General features: G+C 43.9%; 17 protein-coding genes. 8 read left to right on the top strand and 9 right to left on the bottom strand.

The annotated features are described in order from the left end of the window. Nucleotides 1-3: 3 nt before the first annotated feature. Nucleotides 4-1,074, bottom strand: coding sequence for an S-methyl-5-thioribose-1-phosphate isomerase (gene mtnA / locus A3L04_RS06800; protein ID WP_068578173.1), 1,071 nt, complete (start codon nucleotides 1,072-1,074; stop codon nucleotides 4-6). Nucleotides 1,075-1,132: 58 nt separating this feature from the next. Between mtnA and A3L04_RS06795 the strand changes: the two genes are divergently transcribed. The 4 genes from A3L04_RS06795 (at nucleotide 1,133) to A3L04_RS06780 (ending at nucleotide 3,507) form a co-directional block, all read left to right on the top strand. Continuing rightward, nucleotides 1,133-1,840, top strand: a complete 708-nt coding sequence (locus A3L04_RS06795) for a hypothetical protein (RefSeq protein WP_068578172.1) — start codon at nucleotides 1,133-1,135, stop codon at nucleotides 1,838-1,840. Continuing rightward, nucleotides 1,830-2,279, top strand: coding sequence for a hypothetical protein (locus A3L04_RS06790; RefSeq protein WP_068578169.1), 450 nt, complete (start codon nucleotides 1,830-1,832; stop codon nucleotides 2,277-2,279). Before A3L04_RS06795 ends, A3L04_RS06790 begins: the two co-directional genes overlap by 11 nt. A gap of 32 nt (nucleotides 2,280-2,311) precedes the next feature. Next, entirely contained in the window at nucleotides 2,312-2,740 is a 429-nt protein-coding gene (locus tag A3L04_RS06785; RefSeq protein WP_068578167.1) for a CoA-binding protein, read from the top strand. 134 nt (nucleotides 2,741-2,874) lie between these two features. Further along, complete coding sequence (locus tag A3L04_RS06780; RefSeq protein ID WP_068578165.1) at nucleotides 2,875-3,507, top strand: hypothetical protein; 633 nt, start codon at nucleotides 2,875-2,877, stop codon at nucleotides 3,505-3,507. Here A3L04_RS06780 and A3L04_RS06775 read toward each other — a convergent pair. The 3 genes from A3L04_RS06775 to A3L04_RS06765 all read right to left on the bottom strand — a co-directional run bounded on the left by A3L04_RS06775 (nucleotide 3,504) and on the right by A3L04_RS06765 (nucleotide 7,590). Further along, nucleotides 3,504-6,104, bottom strand: a complete 2,601-nt coding sequence (locus A3L04_RS06775; protein ID WP_068578163.1) for an ATP-dependent helicase — start codon at nucleotides 6,102-6,104, stop codon at nucleotides 3,504-3,506. The two genes, A3L04_RS06780 and A3L04_RS06775, sit on opposite strands and share 4 nt — an antisense overlap. A gap of 108 nt (nucleotides 6,105-6,212) precedes the next feature. Next, nucleotides 6,213-6,554, bottom strand: a complete 342-nt coding sequence (locus A3L04_RS06770; RefSeq protein WP_068578161.1) for a DUF192 domain-containing protein — start codon at nucleotides 6,552-6,554, stop codon at nucleotides 6,213-6,215. A 22-nt stretch (nucleotides 6,555-6,576) separates the two neighbouring features. Further along, a complete protein-coding gene (locus A3L04_RS06765; RefSeq protein WP_068578159.1) occupies nucleotides 6,577-7,590 on the bottom strand; it encodes a radical SAM protein in 1,014 nt (337 codons plus the stop codon). A 99-nt stretch (nucleotides 7,591-7,689) separates the two neighbouring features. Between A3L04_RS06765 and A3L04_RS06760 the strand changes: the two genes are divergently transcribed. Next, nucleotides 7,690-8,799, top strand: a complete 1,110-nt coding sequence (locus A3L04_RS06760) for an alkaline phosphatase family protein (protein ID WP_068578158.1) — start codon at nucleotides 7,690-7,692, stop codon at nucleotides 8,797-8,799. Here A3L04_RS06760 and A3L04_RS06755 read toward each other — a convergent pair. The 3 genes from A3L04_RS06755 to A3L04_RS06745 are packed head-to-tail and all read right to left on the bottom strand — an operon-like array spanning nucleotide 8,796 to nucleotide 11,602. Next, nucleotides 8,796-9,095, bottom strand: coding sequence for an FUN14 domain-containing protein (locus tag A3L04_RS06755; protein WP_068578155.1), 300 nt, complete (start codon nucleotides 9,093-9,095; stop codon nucleotides 8,796-8,798). The genes A3L04_RS06760 and A3L04_RS06755 overlap by 4 nt on opposite strands. A gap of 50 nt (nucleotides 9,096-9,145) precedes the next feature. Continuing rightward, entirely contained in the window at nucleotides 9,146-10,897 is a 1,752-nt protein-coding gene (tgtA, locus tag A3L04_RS06750; RefSeq protein ID WP_068578153.1) for a tRNA guanosine(15) transglycosylase TgtA, read from the bottom strand. A 42-nt stretch (nucleotides 10,898-10,939) separates the two neighbouring features. Beyond that, on the bottom strand, nucleotides 10,940-11,602 hold the full coding sequence (locus A3L04_RS06745; RefSeq protein WP_068578152.1) for an adenylate kinase: 663 nt from the start codon (nucleotides 11,600-11,602) through the stop codon (nucleotides 10,940-10,942). 59 nt (nucleotides 11,603-11,661) lie between these two features. Between A3L04_RS06745 and A3L04_RS06740 the strand changes: the two genes are divergently transcribed. Together A3L04_RS06740 and A3L04_RS06735 are read left to right on the top strand one after the other, a co-directional pair. Then, on the top strand, nucleotides 11,662-12,120 hold the full coding sequence (locus tag A3L04_RS06740; RefSeq protein ID WP_068578151.1) for a single- stranded DNA-binding family protein: 459 nt from the start codon (nucleotides 11,662-11,664) through the stop codon (nucleotides 12,118-12,120). Beyond that, entirely contained in the window at nucleotides 12,110-12,583 is a 474-nt protein-coding gene (locus tag A3L04_RS06735) for an LEA type 2 family protein (protein ID WP_068578149.1), read from the top strand. Before A3L04_RS06740 ends, A3L04_RS06735 begins: the two co-directional genes overlap by 11 nt. Here A3L04_RS06735 and A3L04_RS06730 read toward each other — a convergent pair. Then, complete coding sequence (locus A3L04_RS06730; protein WP_068578148.1) at nucleotides 12,536-13,774, bottom strand: V4R domain-containing protein; 1,239 nt, start codon at nucleotides 13,772-13,774, stop codon at nucleotides 12,536-12,538. The two genes, A3L04_RS06735 and A3L04_RS06730, sit on opposite strands and share 48 nt — an antisense overlap. Nucleotides 13,775-13,869: 95 nt before the next feature. After that, nucleotides 13,870-14,469, bottom strand: a complete 600-nt coding sequence (locus tag A3L04_RS06725; RefSeq protein WP_068578146.1) for a rubrerythrin family protein — start codon at nucleotides 14,467-14,469, stop codon at nucleotides 13,870-13,872. Nucleotides 14,470-14,568: 99 nt separating this feature from the next. On the opposite strand from A3L04_RS06725, the gene A3L04_RS06720 reads away from it, so the two are divergent. Next, nucleotides 14,569-16,374, top strand: coding sequence for a PINc/VapC family ATPase (locus A3L04_RS06720; protein WP_068578144.1), 1,806 nt, complete (start codon nucleotides 14,569-14,571; stop codon nucleotides 16,372-16,374). Nucleotides 16,375-16,496: the final 122 nt, after the last annotated feature.

Below are 16,496 nucleotides of genomic sequence, written 5' to 3'. Positions count from 1 at the left end.
AAGTTAAAGAGAGTAGAACAACTTCTTCAAGTTTCTCTTAAACGGTGGCCATACAACCCCTCTGTCGGTAATTATCCCTGTTAGATATTTATTGGGGGTTACATCAAATGCGGGATTGTAAACTGGAACGTCCGGGGCTATTCTGCACCCGCCACATGTTAACACTTCCTCAGGTGATCTCTCTTCGATGGGTATCTCCTTACCGCTTTTCAGGTTCATATCAATGGTAGAGAGTGGAGCGACTGTGAAAAACGGAATTCCATGCTCCCTCGCAAGAACAGCAAGCATATACGTTCCTATTTTGTTTGCAAAGTCCCCATTTGCAACTATCCTATCAGCACCAACAATTATTGCATCGACAAGGCCCTGTTGCATTACAAATGCTGCCGCATTGTCAGCTATTAACTTCACATTTAAGCCGTCATAGCTGTACTCCCAAGCACTCAACCTTGCACCTTGAAGGACTGGTCTAGTTTCATCGAGCCACAGTAGCTTTAGCGTTCCATCCTTGTGCATAACCCTGACTACGGCCCCCACAGTTCCCAGATGGACGGTTGCCAAGCTTCCAGCATTGCAGTGAGTAAGTACGTTGCCCTCTGGGAGAACTTCAGCTCCATAGTGTCCCATCCTTAAGTTTGCCTCAACATCTTCATCCGCTATTTTCTGGGCCTCTTGAACTATCAGCCTTCTTATTTCGTCAAGGGAATCTTCCCTGTGCTCCTCAACGAGGTTCTTAATTCTGTTTAAAGCCCAGAAGAGGTTAACAGCTGTGGGCCTCGTATTCTTAAGCGTTTCATAGGCCTTATAGAACCCATCAAAAAACTCTTCTTTTGTCTTCGCTTTGGATGTTTCTGCGTACAGAGCCAATCCGAAAGCTGCCGCTGCACCTATTGCTGGAGCTCCCCTGACGGTCATGTTTTTTATGGCCTCAGCAACGCTTTCAACTGTTCTAAACTCTTCAACCTTGAATTCCCTTGGGAGTAACTGTTGGTTTATCATGTAAACTATCCCGCTCCTATACTCAACACTCCTCGGGAGCTTTGTTAGGTCCTGGGGTCTATACCTAATTCTCATACTTTCACCACAATGGCCTTAGAGAAATCGTTTAAAGTAGTTTTCTAAATGTTTTTTCATGATATATGATCTCGGCCTAATGAAGAAATTTTTCGAGAAAGTTTTAGTGGAGCTAAAGGAGGAAGAGGTATACACGTTGTTCCTAATGACCAGAAGGAAGTGGTTTTCGAGGCTGAGCTCAAACTATGAGTTGCTTGACTATAAAGTTTTGACTGAGTTTGATTTTAAAAGGTTTTACCGGGCTGTTTTAAGGTTAGTTCCCCAGGAATGTGCATACATTGACGTAAGAACTGAGGAGTGCATTCCAGTAAGTGCAATGGCCCTGTACGTTGATGTGATCCCCAGGGACATCAAGAAGGGTGTAGTTAAGACGTTACAGGATTTCATAAACCTGCTTGCGTTTCAAGAGAACGTTGGTAAGTTGAAGAAGTTTAATAGAGTGTTCCTATCGAACCTTCAAAAGTCCCCTGGGAGGAAACCCTACTTCATAATCGATGTAGACTCTAAAAACACGCAATTGGTTGACTATATAATTGAACAATTAAATAATTACTCAATTCCTGCTAGATGGATAAGCGAAACCAAGGGAGGATTTCACATCATAGTAAGGAGAGATGGGGAGTGGATGAGAGCGTTCTATAAAGAAGTCCTGCCAAGATTAAACCATGAAAATGTAGAAGTCAAGCTCGAGAAGTCAATACTGACTCCAATCCCAGGAACCCTGCAAGCAGGATTTCCAGTTAAGGGTGGCTCTTATGCTATTTAGGGGGAAGTACCTGGTAAAAGTTCTGGCAATAAATGAGCCATGCAAAGAGATAGTTAGGGGATCTTACGTTATCCTGGGGAACTCGGAATATGAGATTGAACTCAGGATTGAACCTTTCATGGAGTTTAGGAGGGAATTTTGCCTCATTAAGTGCGAAGGCAAAGTAATACTCTCAGAAGACTGCAGATACGTGGGAGAAGTATACTGGGTCAAGGATGCGAAAGGGTTATGGAAGTTAATCCAAGGCAAAAAGAGCGAAGAAGCATTTCATTTAATTCTAGCCCTAATAACGGCTTTTCTCCTCTATTCTCTATTAAGCTTCATAAAGAGTTCATCATTCTGGACTGCTACTGCCGTTCTTCTCTTGATATTCCTCGTCATGATGGATCTTTCTAAGCTAGTGCAATACCTTTTAGTTGGATACGTTAAAGCCTCTTAAACTTTCTTAACGAACTAATTCATGGTGATATCATGGTTAGGATAATGCCTGTTGACAGGTTAAGCGACGATGACATCCGAGAGATACTTACGAAGTACAAGAAGATAGCGCTTGTCGGAGCCTCACCAAAACCTGAAAGGGACGCCAATGAAGTCATGAGGTACCTGCTCGAGCATGGTTATGAGGTTTATCCCGTTAATCCGAAGTACGAGGAAGTTTTAGGTAGGAAATGCTACCCTTCAGTTCTTGATATCCCCGATAAAGTTGAAATAGTAGACCTGTTCATAAGGCCAGAGCTTACAATGGAGTATGTGGAACAGGCGATAAAGAAAGGGGCAAAAGTAGTGTGGTTCCAGTTCAACACGTACAATAGGGAAGCTTTCAAAAGGGCCAAGGAAGCTGGTCTAATTGCCGTTGCTCACAGATGCATAAGGAGGGAGCATGAGAGGTTGTTGGGTTAAAGATTTAAGTTCCCCTGTGATACCTTTCAATGCCCCTCCCCTCTCACACCCCCGCGAAAGGTGACCGGGGGGCGGTCGGGGAGGGGACACCCTAAATTTTATATGTGAATTGTAATTCTAGTGTTGGTGATTAAATGGAGAAGGACAAAGTCGTGGGGATAGCCTCTGTTATTGTAGGATACCTGTTAGCCGCTGTCAGCATGTACCTTCTTGGATATACACCCTCACTGAAATCCTTCCTCTTCGGAATTCTAGGCATGATAATTGCCCTTGTAATTCAATTTCCGCTTCAATTCTCCGTCATATTCCTTAGGGATAAACTCGGGCTAAGTACAGGGCCTGTAGCTGTAGGGCTGGGCCTTTCAGCAGGATTTTCCCAGGAACTTGTAAAGTATGTCCTTCTCAATGGGAAAGACATTAGTGTAGCGGTAGCATTTGGTCTCGGTATAGGATTGTTTGAAGCCCTATATGCAGCTCCAATGGTTCTCTACAAAGAGGATCTCCCAGAACATATGAAAAGTTTAGTGGAGAAAACTCCATGGCTCGGCATATGGGAGAGATACTTTGCAACACTCTTCCATATTGTTACTTCTGTCATACTGACATATGGTGGGATAACGTGGCTTATAATTCTCATTGTACTCCATGGAATTGTCGATTCCATTGGAGAGTTGCACAACCTTGGTGGAAATAGAACAGCCCTAATAATTACAGAGATTCTTCTGTGTATTCTCTCTTTGGCATTGTTTTTGGCCTCTCCCCTTTAGCCCCCAGTGCTCTTGCTACTAATTATTGCCATTATCTTCTGGTGCAGTTGTCTAATTAATTCTCTCCTGTCTTCCATTAAAACCACATCACTAGCCCCAACTACCTCTAAGTTGAACGCGAATGGGCTTGGATACTCGTGCTCCTTAACGATGACCTTTATCTTGCCCTCCTTTATCCAGCTCAAGAACAGTTCGGCACTCTCAACGTCCATCTTATCCTCCATTATTTCTCTGTACACCTCTTTAAGCAGCGGAAAGTCTGGATAATTCTTCTTGAGGAAGTTTAGAAGGGTTTGGGCGTTCATTTGTTGTCTACTTAGGCTCCTCTCCCTTCCCATGTACCTCCTTAGAACTAGTAATCCTCTGTTCGCTACGTGCCTAAATCTCCTCTTTAACAGTTCTGTATTGTCCAAGGCTCTCTTTAGGGTTTCCCTAAGGTTCTCCAGCTTAAATAATTCGACAAGTTCTCCCTGGGTTAGGGCTTTATCCTCGGGAACTTTGAGCATGAAGCCGTTATCCGTTATCGCAACTCCGACATTACACTTTTTCTTCCGGCTTATGATGTAGGCAAAGGCCCTGCTTAGGGCATCATTTGCCCTCCTACCGATGAGGGTGTGGAAGAAGTACTTGACCACTCTTTCATCCCTAACTACCTCTACCAAAACTGTTTCATCGTCCGGGATTATTGAGTACTTGGCCTGCTCCCTGAAGTAGGAGAGTATTGCCTTTGCCGTGATCTTGTCGATACCATATTTCTTCATGAGGAATGATCTTGCTCTCTTATTGCCCAGTAAGGACTTTACCTCCCTCCTAAACTGCTGTATATCCAAGGCTAGATCAAAACTTAGAGGTAGCATTTCCGAGAACCATGAGGGTATCGTTGGTTTCGCACCTTCCCTAGATATGACGTATATCCTGTTACCCCTGCTCTTAACGAACTCGTATGTTCTTCCTGCTAAGACGAAGATGTCTCCTGGCATCAGGTGCTCCGCAAACTCTTCCTCGACGGTTCCTATGTACCTCTTATCTACCGTGAAGACGTCTATTTTCGCTTCGTCAGGAATTGTCCCTGTGTTCATGTAGTAAATTGCCCTCGTCATCTTTCCTCTCTTTCCGAACTTCCTATCCTCAAGCCATATCTTTGCGTAGACCTTCTTCTCCTCTAAGCCGGCGTACTCTCCAGCTAAATACTTAAGAACGTTCATGAAGTCCTCAAAAGGTAAATCTTTGAAAGGATATGCCCTTCTCACCACGTTATAAGCCTCGTTAACATCCCAAACTCTCTCTAGGGCCATCCCCAGGACATGCTGAACTAAAACATCTAAGGGGTTCTTTGGTATCCTAATTCTGTCAAGTTTCCTGTTCCTTGCGTTATGAGCCAAAACAGTGACCTCAACTAAGTCGTCCCTGTCGAGCGCTAAGATAACCCCCTCACTTACCTCGTGAAGTCTATGCCCAGCCCTTCCTATCCTCTGGAGGGCTCTGTTAACGCTCTTGGGAGACCCAATTAGGATTACGAGGTCAATGCTCCCTATGTCAATCCCGAGCTCGAGGCTCGTTGAGCTTACGATAATTTTAAGTTCTCCCCGCTTTAACCTTTCCTCGACCTCTAGTCTAACCTCTCTAGATAGGGAGGAATGATGAGCCTCTATTTTATCTGCCCATTCGGGAAACATCTTCTTTAAATGGTAAACAACCCTCTCGGTTCCGCTCCTCGTGTTCGTAAAAATTAAGGTAGTTTTCCTGTTCTTGACGAGCTCCCCTATCCTTCTGTAGAGGGCCTGGCTAAGTACATCTGCTGGAGTGTATACGAGATCCTCAACCACGCTCTCCACAGTTATCTTTGTTCTCTTTGCGAAGCTGACGTCTACAATCAATCCCGGCCTCGGCTTCCCATTTTCAAAGCCGAACACAAACTTCCCGACTTCCTCTAAGGGATGTATGGTGGCGCTCAGGCCTATCCTCACGAAATCCTCTCCTGTTAGCTCCCTAAGCCTTTCTAGTGTTAGGGCTAAGTGGGAACCCCTCTTGTTCTCCGCCAAAGCATGAACTTCGTCAACTATAACCCACCTCGTATCTTTGAGCCTTTCTCTGAACTTCGGAGCATTCAACGCTATAGCCAAGCTTTCGGGGGTAGTAATGAGTATGTGTGGGGGCTTTTTGACCATCTTGCTCTTCTCGTAGCTTGTAGTGTCGCTAGTTCTCACAGCCACCTTAATCTCCGGTATCTCTTCTCCAAGCTCTTGGGCCATTTTCTTGATCTCAGCTAGAGGCTCCTCAAGATTCCTCCTTATGTCGTTGTTTAGAGCTCTTAGGGGAGAAACATACACGCAGTATATCTTGTCCTCGAGCTCTCCCTTTCTTCCCAAGGATATAAGCTCGCTTATTATAGCCAGAAATGCAGAGAGTGTTTTACCTGAACCGGTGGGCGATGAAATTAGAACGTTCTCTCCTTTATGTATCTCAACTATAGCATACCTCTGGGGTGGGGTGAACGATTTAAACTTCCTCCTAAACCACTCTCTAACCACGGGATCGAGGATTGAATATATCTCTTCATCAGTGTACTCCTTGGTAGCCCACCTTATCTCTCCCATCGCTCCTCAATCTCAGCTCGGACTTTTAAATGATTTGGTTCTTTCTTAAAACCTAGGAGGTTTGGAAAATTGTACATAATGGCATTTTTGTTCGATTATTTAATTATGTTACCATTTAATTACATCGCCAACTTCAACTCTAAGGGTTTGGAGCATACCCTTTGGCCCTTCAATGATGTATTTCGCGGGCCTTTTAGGGGTGTACAAGCGCCAAGGCCTTAATATAGTAAAATCAACTACTTTCCTCTTTGAATCCAGGAAGATAACATCTATAGCTTCTCTCATGAAAAAGCCATGAATTGAGGCGTTAATTCTGGTTTCCGTGGGTAGTACGAATATGAGAGCGTATCTTGGCTTTCGAAACATTAGCCCCAGGAACCTTTTAATGAAAGTGTCCGCAAATTTAACCTCGCCTCCCCATACGAGTTCTTTGGTTTCATTAATTAGCATCCCTATCACCGTTCGAAAGAGACTATCCGACAAGTGCATTTTTCAGTCCTACTTCTCTTACTATCCTCTCGGCCTCTTCCATCTCTTCAAGTGTCAGCATCCTTGCAATCTCCCTATATTCTTGGGCTCTGTACTCTGGCCTATACTGGAACATAACGTTTACCCTGACATCTCTGCCAAGGTTCTCCGCAATCCACGTTAGTATGGGCTTGGTGCAACACTCTAAATGATTTGGCATTACAAGGTGCCTTATTAGGAACTCCGCCCTAAAGTGATCCTTAGCTAGAAGGAAGTTCCTTGTAACTACTTCCCAGTACCTTGGAACCTTTGAGTATTTTCTTGCACATTCATCGTTCCCGTACTTGAAGTCTCCTAGATATACATCAACAACCCCGTCAAGGAGCTTCATCGCCTCAACGCTCATGTACATGTTTGAGTTCCAAATAACGGGAATTGGAACCCTGACGTGCCTTAACGTCTCAAGGATGAAGGGAAGGTTAGGGGTGGGCTCTCCACCCACGAAGTTCACGTTCTTTGCACCAAACCTATAAGCCCTCTCGATCTTTAAGGCCATGTACTCTGGGATTATTTCGAGGCCAACCCTAAACTGGCTTATATCCCAGTTCTGACAGAAGACGCAACGGAAGTTGCATCCTGAGAAGAAAACAGTGTATGATGGAACTAACTCGGGCTCCTCTCCATAGTGTAGGAAATCACTCGCAACCAAGCTCTCCTTAACCCTGCAGTAACCAGTGCTCTCTTTTCTGTTTATCCCACACCTTATCTCACAGAGGTGACAGCTCTCAAGTATTCTATCGGCTATTTTAGCCTTTAAATCGAGTAAATTTTTCCTGGGGTTCTCGCTTAAATCGTTCTCCCTCAGCCTGTCCATGCCCTCATCATGAACCTCCCAAAGCTCTTGAAGATCAGCATTGTCGTCAAAGCTAACCTTAACTTTTCTCGCCAAGAGGAAGTTAGGGATGTCTTCACCTTCAAGGATAGCGAAGTACTTTGGTAGTGCCTCCCTCGCTCCCATCGGTTAAGTTTATGAAATCAATGGCTAAAAAGGTCACCGACGATGATGAGCTACTCCCGGCTGAAGTGTGATGAGCCACCTACCGGCTGAGGTGGAAGCATGAAGCTTGCCCTGATAAGCCTTGACGGGAACGGAGTGTACAACCTTAAGTACATGCCGTTCTTGAGTGAGCTCGCCGAGGAAGGCTACTTTTTTGAAGTTGAATCTATATTTCCCACCCTTACGGATTTAGTCCACACTACCGTAATGACGGGCGTTGAGCCCAGGATTCACTGGGTAGTTGAGAACGGCTATTATGACAGGCTGAGTGGTGTTAGGGTTAAATTTTATGATTATGAGGTTGCCTTTAATCCCCATAAGGTCATAAAAGCCCCTCTAATTCAAGACCTGTTAAGGCAGAGGGGAATAAGAGTGGCAAGTGTTTCTGGCTATACAATGCCTCCCTTTAGCAATGTCGACGTTAGAATTTTTCCACCTTTCTTTGCCGGGGACGAGCTTTATAGGAAACATGGAAGGGACTGGAAGAAGGACGTGTGGGTTCTGAACTCTGCTCTCTACCTGTATGAGGAATGCAAGCCGGATCTATTGTTAGTTCACTTTGCCTCAATAGATGGGATGCAACACGAGTATGGGCCAGAGAGTAAGGGGGCTCTTAAAGCAGTTGAAATTGCCGATTCAGCTGTTAGAACCCTCTGGGAGAGACTTAAGGATGAGTATGCCTTCATAATATTTGCGGATCATGGGCAGGAGGAAGTTCACACTTGGGTTAATCTAAAGGAGTACTTGAGGAATAATGGAATTGAAGTTCTTAGAGTTTCGTCCGGTGGGGGAGTTCACGTTTACCTCAAGAATCCAGAGGAAAGGGAGGAAGCTTACCAACTCCTAAGAAGGGCCCCAGGGGTCAAGGCTGTTTTCTTTAGGGAGGATCTCCCCTACCTTGATGTGCCCGTTAGCGGGGACTTGATAGTTTCTGCCAAGAGCGGCTACTGGTTCTGTCACCACAGGGAATGCAGGGGAGTTAAGGGGATAAGCTACTGGGTCAAAGGCATGCACGGCTCTCTGAACGAGAGGGTAAAGAAAGTCCCCCTTATAATATGGGGTTTGGATGTAAAGAGAGAGGAAACAAGCCTCTACGATATAGCCCCTACGATCTTGGAGTTCTTTGGAGTTCAAAAGAGGGGAGAAATGAAGGGAGAACCCCTAATTTAACCCTTTTTAAACCCGAGGTAGAACCCTGCAATGAAGGCAGTGCTACCTGGAAGTATGCCTAAGGCCTTATCTGCGAGGCTTAATGTCGCTTCCGTTGCTTGCTTTGTTAAGTTGAATAATGCGTCTGTGTTTATCGTTATAACCCCCTTCTGTTGTAGCCAGAAAAGGCTTAAGACATATGCTCCAATTAAAGCCATCACGATCTTCATGAACTTCTTGAGTGCATACCCTATTATGAATCCGACCAAAGCCCCTACCCCAACGTCGCCTGTTATTCCCATTAAGTTCAGATCCATACTTCTCCACCACCTTCTCTTTAATCACTTCTTTGGTAATAAGGTTTTGGTTATCCTTCTACACCTTTCCTAACTTTCACTGCTCTTCCCATTTGGAAAACTATCATCTCTCTTCCTGAAAGAAAGGCTTGTCCCGTTGCCAATAATTCGTCCCTCTCATTCACGATCAGAACTTCATCATAGGGCCTTATCCCAGGATCAGCAAAGACGACAAACTTCGCAAAGACATCCTTGCCTTTTCTTGCAAATGGTTCAGCGTCCGTGTTGACTACTACCCTCATCCTGGGGTATGGGAGTACTGAGTGCAACCTCTTTGCTCCTTCTATTCCTAGCGTTAACAATCCATCATCCGCCCTAACCGTTGCTAGCCTCTTTCCATTGAGCTTTACCTGTCTCGGCATTCCCGTCCTTGCCAGCTCAACTTGTGCTCCTTCAAACGCCTTAGAGGCGTTCTCTCCGAACTGGTACTCTGCTATCGCCTTTATGTAGTTCAGAACATTTTCCTTTGTCGGTTTCACAATTTCAAAATCTTCCTCTCCCTCACTCTGAGCGAAGGGGTATGTGAGACTAAGGTACTTTGGAATTTCACCGAATATTGGATGTTTTATCGTTTCCTTAAATTTTTCCTTCACTCTCTCTGCCCTCTCCCTTGCCCTCCTAACTATTGGCCAGTTTAGGCTTTCTTGACTGACCTTGAAGAACGCTGATTTCTTCGTTATAGGCTCAAACTCCTCTAAGTAGGAATAATGCTCGAGCAGTCTCCTGTACGCGGCGTACAGCTTTGGATGGGCTCTAGCCCTTTCATCAACAAGCCTCCATAGTTCTCCCTCTTTTATTGCTTGCTTTACTCTCTCAATTTCCTCCCTTATGACCCACAGGTTATGTATCGCGAGCAGTCTTGTTCTCTCCTCTTTGGGCATCTCTCTTAGTTCCTGGGGGCTGTATCTAGAGCAGACCGGGCAGGAGCATGGGAAATATTCAAGCTCATCAAGCCTTTTCGTCCCTTGGGGGGTTAGATATCTGTCGTCCTTTGCGTAGAGGGCGTAGCTTGCTGAATCAAATAAGTCAATTCCCATAGCAACTGCTAGGGCAAAGATTATTGGGTGGCCCGCACCAAACAGGTGTACTGGCCTATCGGGCCTAAGGCCTATCTTTGATGATATTACAACATCAACAAGCTCTCTAAACCTATAGGACTCGAGAAGGGGGACTACAGCCCCTATGGGGTGTATCTCAAAATTCATCCCACTCAAAACTCTAGCAGCGTACCTCCTCAAGTCTGTGTATGTTGAGCCTTGAATGGTAGCGTTCATTGGTATCCCTTTTATCTCCTCTGCTTCCCTCGCCCTTTCCAGTGTTATCTTTAGATCCTCCTCTGCCTGCTTCCTCGGCGCGTCTGGCGGTGTTGGGATGTCAAGGAAGGTTCCTATATCGACCCCTATCTTGTGCTGAAACTCTATGATCTCCCTGTTCGTTACCTCAACTTTTCCATATCTCATGAGCTGGAATGATCCAGAGTCAACTTCAACGATGCCGTCGTAGTTTAATAGCCTATGTATTCCCTTCTCTAGGGCCTCCTCCCTCAGCTTTGGATCTTTGTATATGATGTAGGAGTTCGTGATTATTATCTTGAAGCCCATTTTCTCAAGCTCTTTAGGCTCAACGATCATTTGCTTCGGATTCACAACGGGCATTATCGCTGGGGTTTCTATCTTCTTTCCGTTAACTTCGAGCTTTCCTATTCTTCCAGCTGCGTCTCTAGCCTTAATTTCGAACCTGAACATCATCTCACCTCGGCTCATTCGGGCTGGACTTCATCATCGCTCAGATTTTCCGGAGTCAAATCATCGCCGTTTTTCTTGGTTATAAATGTAATCGAGCAGAGGTCTTATCCTCTCCCAAACTTCATTTATACTTCCGTGTCCGTCAATTTTTACGTAAATCCCCTGCTTTTGATAGAACTTTATAATTGGCTTCATGTTCTTCGAGTATATATCGTACCTTTTACCGACAATTTCTGGGCGATCGTCTTTCCTTTGAATTATCTCTCCTCCACAAATGTCGCACTTCCCAGGAACCTTTGGAGGATTGAACTCTACGTGATACACTGCTCCACAGTTCTTACAGATTCTCCTCCCCGAAATCCTCCTAATACTTTCTTCTTTTGTTATGTATATGTCTATTGCCACGTCTATCTTTATTCCATGGTCGTAGAGATAATTCTCGAGGGCTATGACCTGCTCTGGTGTCCTTGGATAACCATCCATGATAAAGTTCTCTCTTACCCTTCTCAGCTTCGATATTATGAGTGTGTTGACTATCGTATCTGGAATCAAGTCTCCTCTAGAAAGATACATTTCCATCTCTCTTCCAAGGGGCGTTCCGGCCTGTATTTCTGCCCTTATTATGTCGCCCGAAGCGATATAAGTTAAGTCATACCTTTCAGTTATTTTTCTGGCTTGTGTGGACTTACCACTTCCGGGAGGGCCAAAGATAAGGATGTTCATTGCGAAAGCACCAACAAGAATTTATATCTCTAAATCCTAAAAATAATACGGTGGGGTTTATGCCCAAGTTGCTAACAGGATTCGTGAGAGCTAGCGGTTATGCTAATAAGGTCAGGAAGGTTTTATTTGCCGCGACTAGGGGTAAGGTTCCTCCTGAAGAAGTTGTACGGGTTAGTGCTGAGATTAATAAGTATATATTTGACAAGCTCCAAGAGCTAGGCGTGAGAAAGGAGGATGTTGTCAGAATATCGCTTGATTTTAGTATCGATGGTGATAAGATAGTGTGGGATCCAAGGACCCTTAAGATAGAAGTTTACAGGAAGGAAGAAGAAGAGAAATTAGCTTTGGCTATGGAGGAAGTTGAGCAGATGGAAAGAACATTTGAAGAGGTAGTAAAGGAGCTTGAAAACCTTGCAAACAAGTTAAAAGGTGTTACCGAAGAGATAGTGAATCTTGTGGAAAGAATTAAGCAGGAGCATACTGGACTCAAGTTGAGGGTGGAGGAGGATGAGACGTAGTGTTACAATCCTAATACTATTGTTGGTCTCAGTTCCGCTTGTTAACTTTGGGTACTTCATATTCAGGTACATAGCCCTAGGTCCCATCAATGACTGTGAGGTTAGGCTTGTTGACGTTTATGTCTCGCACATTGAAACTGATAATGCTCAGATAGTTGCCATACTTGAAATTTCAAATCCAACGAAGAAGAAAGTTTCAATGGATGGAGTCAAAATTGATTTGTACGCTGAGAAAATATACATCGGCGAATATACGTTTAACAGAACGATAGTCTTGGATCCAGGGGAGAAGTTCACTATCCCTGTAAATTTCACAATCTATTACTCAAATGTTCCAACAGATTTCGTTAGGATTCTAGTGGAGAATAAAACCAAGGAAATAAAATGGTGGGCAAGTGGGGGAATTTACGCGGACTCACTTTTTGGAACTTTGGAGGTTCCTTTTAATGCTACCTTGGGATAATCTTTTGATTACAAAGAGACATCTGCTATGTCCTTGGCTTTCACATTCTATTTCATCTCCCTCCCATATCTCCCCGGTGAGTTTTTCTATGAGCTTTGTTAGGGCCCCAACATAGTTGAGATGAGCAGGATAAGGAAAGTTTCTCAGCCCTGGGAATAAGTTCTTTCCTTCAATGACTATTCTATCTTCCGATATGTCTATGAGCTTCATTAGTCCTCCTCCGGTTGCTTTTGTGAATTCAAAACTGTCGTCTAAAACCTTCTTTATTGCTTCCTCTTTAGAATAACTCATTAATTCTGAATCTATAGGAACATTCATCATCTCATATTTCCCCCACCTGTACAGAAACTCCTTCCCTTCTTCTGGTCCCAGGAATTGGTATATAAATTCTATTAGGGCAGATTCTGAGTATTCTTCAATTATTTGAACTCTTACTCCGCCCATCATTAATGCTCCCGTATTGTCGAGGACTAGGGATTCTCGAACTTTGTCAATGCTCTTAAAGGCATCTTGAGATGGTATTATCCCCTTGTTTGTTCTTATATAAGGTATTACAGTTTGATTGACCTTTAGGGGTAGAAATGACCTCCTAATAATAATGTTCTCGTTCTTAGTCTCCAGAACGTATTCAAACGGAATAAGTAGCATCGATAAATCTTGAGGAGAAAGTACATCTGAATTAAGGGAGGCTAGTGTTGAAGCTCCGAATCTTTTAATGGAATTAGCCAGTCTCACCACGATTCTTATATATGCCTTTTGATCAGTCTGGAGGGTATATAAGGATGTGAGATCATCTATAACAACAAAATCATATTCTTCTTTGACAACACTATCTCTTATTATCGCTGTAGTTATACTAAGATCCATGGGATTTGGAAGCACATTTGCTCCTGTCACATGGGTGGGAGAATATAAGTTAGAGAAACCATCTAATATTTTTAGCATTCCCGACTCTACATACTTATCGTAGTCTATTCTATAGGATTTCAGCCACTTTAATAGCGAGTTTACATCCTGTCTGAACTCTATCAAGAGGACCTTATGCCCTTGTGATAAGAATGACATAACCAATTGATGAAGAAGTAACACATGGTCATTATCAATACCACCCACTATTGCAATATTGTGTGTTTTTTCAAATCCATCACCCAATATTTGATCTAGAGTTTTAAGACCACTCCTAACCTTCATACTAACTCGGGGGTTTGGGTTTAAGTTAAAAAACTTTACTAAACATTCTAGGTGAAAAGTCCTATAACAAAATTAAAGAATAATAAAGGATTATGCTATTTTCTAAACTTGCCAACAACCTTTGTTAGGATAGCATTGTGTTGCTCTTCATTGTGAAGAACTGCCTTTGATAACTCCTTAATAATTGGATGCTTTGCCCTGTTCTCTAGTTCTTTGTATCCCTCTTGCATTTCTTTTTCTCTTTCAATAACATCGTTAAATTTCTCCATTATCTTATCAAGCTTATCCTGAGGAATTATTGAGACTTCGGGGAATGATTTCACAAGCTCTTCAAGAACTTCTTCAGGAGGTATCCTATATCCAACCTTTCCAAAGTCTAAGGGTAGCAAGAGGGATGGTACACCTGGGAGTAGCGCGAGTCCCTCATCTAACTCCATAACTGATTCTCTTATTGGTTCAAGCTCTGGATAGAAAGGCTCCAAATGCTCCTTTAGAAGTGCAGAGGCCTCTTTGTATGCCCTCTCAATAGCTTCCATCAACTCCTTGTGAAATATTTTGTCTACAGCTAATCTTAGCACTACTCTCTTAAGCTCAGCATCTTCTGGCTTTTTGAGCTCCTTTAAGAGATCTTTGTAGTCCTTTAGAGCCTTCTCTTCTGCCTCCTTAATCCTCCTAACAGTCTCCACCAGCGTCATCTTTACCACCTCCAAGTTTTTAATAACCTTTAGTATTTAAAAGTTTTCCGAGGAAACCCTAATAAAGTGAGCATATCACCTTTGGCTGAGGTGAGAGATGTGAGAGTGATAGTCCCGGACACGAGCGTGATCGTAGATGGTAGGCTCACTCAGTATCTAAAGCGAGTAAAAGAGAAAGTAAAGGTCGTAGTACCCGAGGCTGTCATTGCTGAAATAGAGCACCAGGCTAATGAAGGGAAAGCAATAGGACATACTGGACTCGAGGAGCTCAAGAAGCTTAGAGAAATGGCCAATAAGGGCAGAATATTATTGGAGTTCTACGGTGAGAGACCTGAGTTGTGGCAAATAAGGAGGGCAAAGGCGGGAGAAATAGATCACATGGTGAGAGAGGTTGCAAGGGAGCTTAATGCTGTCCTAATAACTGGAGATCAAGTTCAGAGGGACATAGCGATAGCTAAGGGCATTGAGGTAATATACCTCGAGAGCAAAAAGGAGCCAAAGACAAGACTGGAGGACTTCTTTGACAAAGAAACAATGAGCGTTCACCTAAAGGCTGGAGTTAAGCCTCTGGCAAAGAAAGGAAGACCTGGAGAGTGGAGGCTAGTTCCAATAAGGGATGAACCGCTGACCGAGGAGGAGCTTGAGGAAATAGCCGATGATATAGTGGAGAGAGCGAGGAGAGATCCAGAGAGCTTCATAGAACTTGACGAGCCGGGGGCAACTGTTGTTCAGCTTAGGAGTTACAGAATCGTCATAGCTAGGCCTCCATTCTCGGATAGAATTGAGATCACCGCTGTAAGGCCAGTTAAGAAGCTCAGTATAGATGATTATAACCTAAGTGAGAGGCTTCTTGAGAGATTAAAGGAGAAAGCTGAGGGAATCTTGGTCGCAGGACCTCCAGGAGCAGGTAAAACGACTTTCGTTCAGGCGTTAGCTGAGTGGTATGCTTCAATGGGTAAGATAGTAAAAACAATGGAGAAGCCTAGGGATCTCCAAGTTAGTGAGGAGATAACTCAGTACACAGCCCTTAACGGTAGCATGGAGAAGACTGGAGATGTACTCTTACTAGTCAGACCAGACTACACGATATTCGATGAGATGAGAAAGACTAGTGACTTCCTAATCTATACAGATCTAAGGCTCGCAGGCGTTGGAATGGTCGGAGTTGTTCACGCGACCAAGCCCATAGATGCTATTCAGAGGTTCATAGGCAGGGTGGAGTTAGGTATGATTCCCCAGATAGTTGACACTGTAATATTCATCAAAGCTGGTAGGGTCGCCAAGGTTCTAACGCTCGAGTACAAAGTGAAAGTGCCCACGGGAATGAAAGAGGAAGATCTCGCGAGGCCCGTGATAGAGGTCAGGGACTTTGAAACTGGTCAGCTAGAATACGAGATTTACACGTTCGGTGAAGAGGTTAGCGTTGTTCCAATAAAGAAAGAAGAGAAGGCACCGGCTCTAAAGCTTGCGGAAAAGAGGCTTAAGCAGGAGATACAGAGGTTCCTGCCAGATGTCTATACGGAAGTAGAGGTTGTCAGCCCACACAAGGCCGTTATATATGCTGACGAGTTCGACATTCCAGCGATAATAGGGAAGAAGGGGAAGAGGATACAAGAATTAGAAAAAAGACTTGGAATAAGCATTGATGTAAAGAGCTTTGCAGAGAAGCAGCCAGAGGTCAGAGAGAAAATCCCGGTAGAAATAGAGGAAAAGAAGAAGAGCATAGTCCTTAGAGTCTCTCCTGACTATTCAAGAAAGCCTTTGAGGTTCTACGCGGGCAATGACTACGTTTTCACAGCGACACCTAGTAAGAAGGGGGTAGTGAAAGTTTCAAAGAGCTCGCCTGTTGGTAAGTTGCTTAAAAGATATCTCGACGAAGGCCTGACCATTTGGGCCTCACTTTGAAGTTTCTCTCACTTTCAATTTCTCCTTATTGTTGTCAGCATTCATAAACTAGCAAAATTTCTATAAGGACAAAGTATTTCAATATCCTTGGACTTCTTACGGCATCATCCTCCTAATGAGGG

Origin of the sequence: Thermococcus chitonophagus, from assembly GCF_002214605.1 — an archaeon.
GTDB lineage: Archaea > Methanobacteriota_B > Thermococci > Thermococcales > Thermococcaceae > Pyrococcus > Pyrococcus chitonophagus.
Note: the sequence above shows the minus strand (reverse complement) of the source record. Positions and strands in the feature narration are given on the sequence as shown.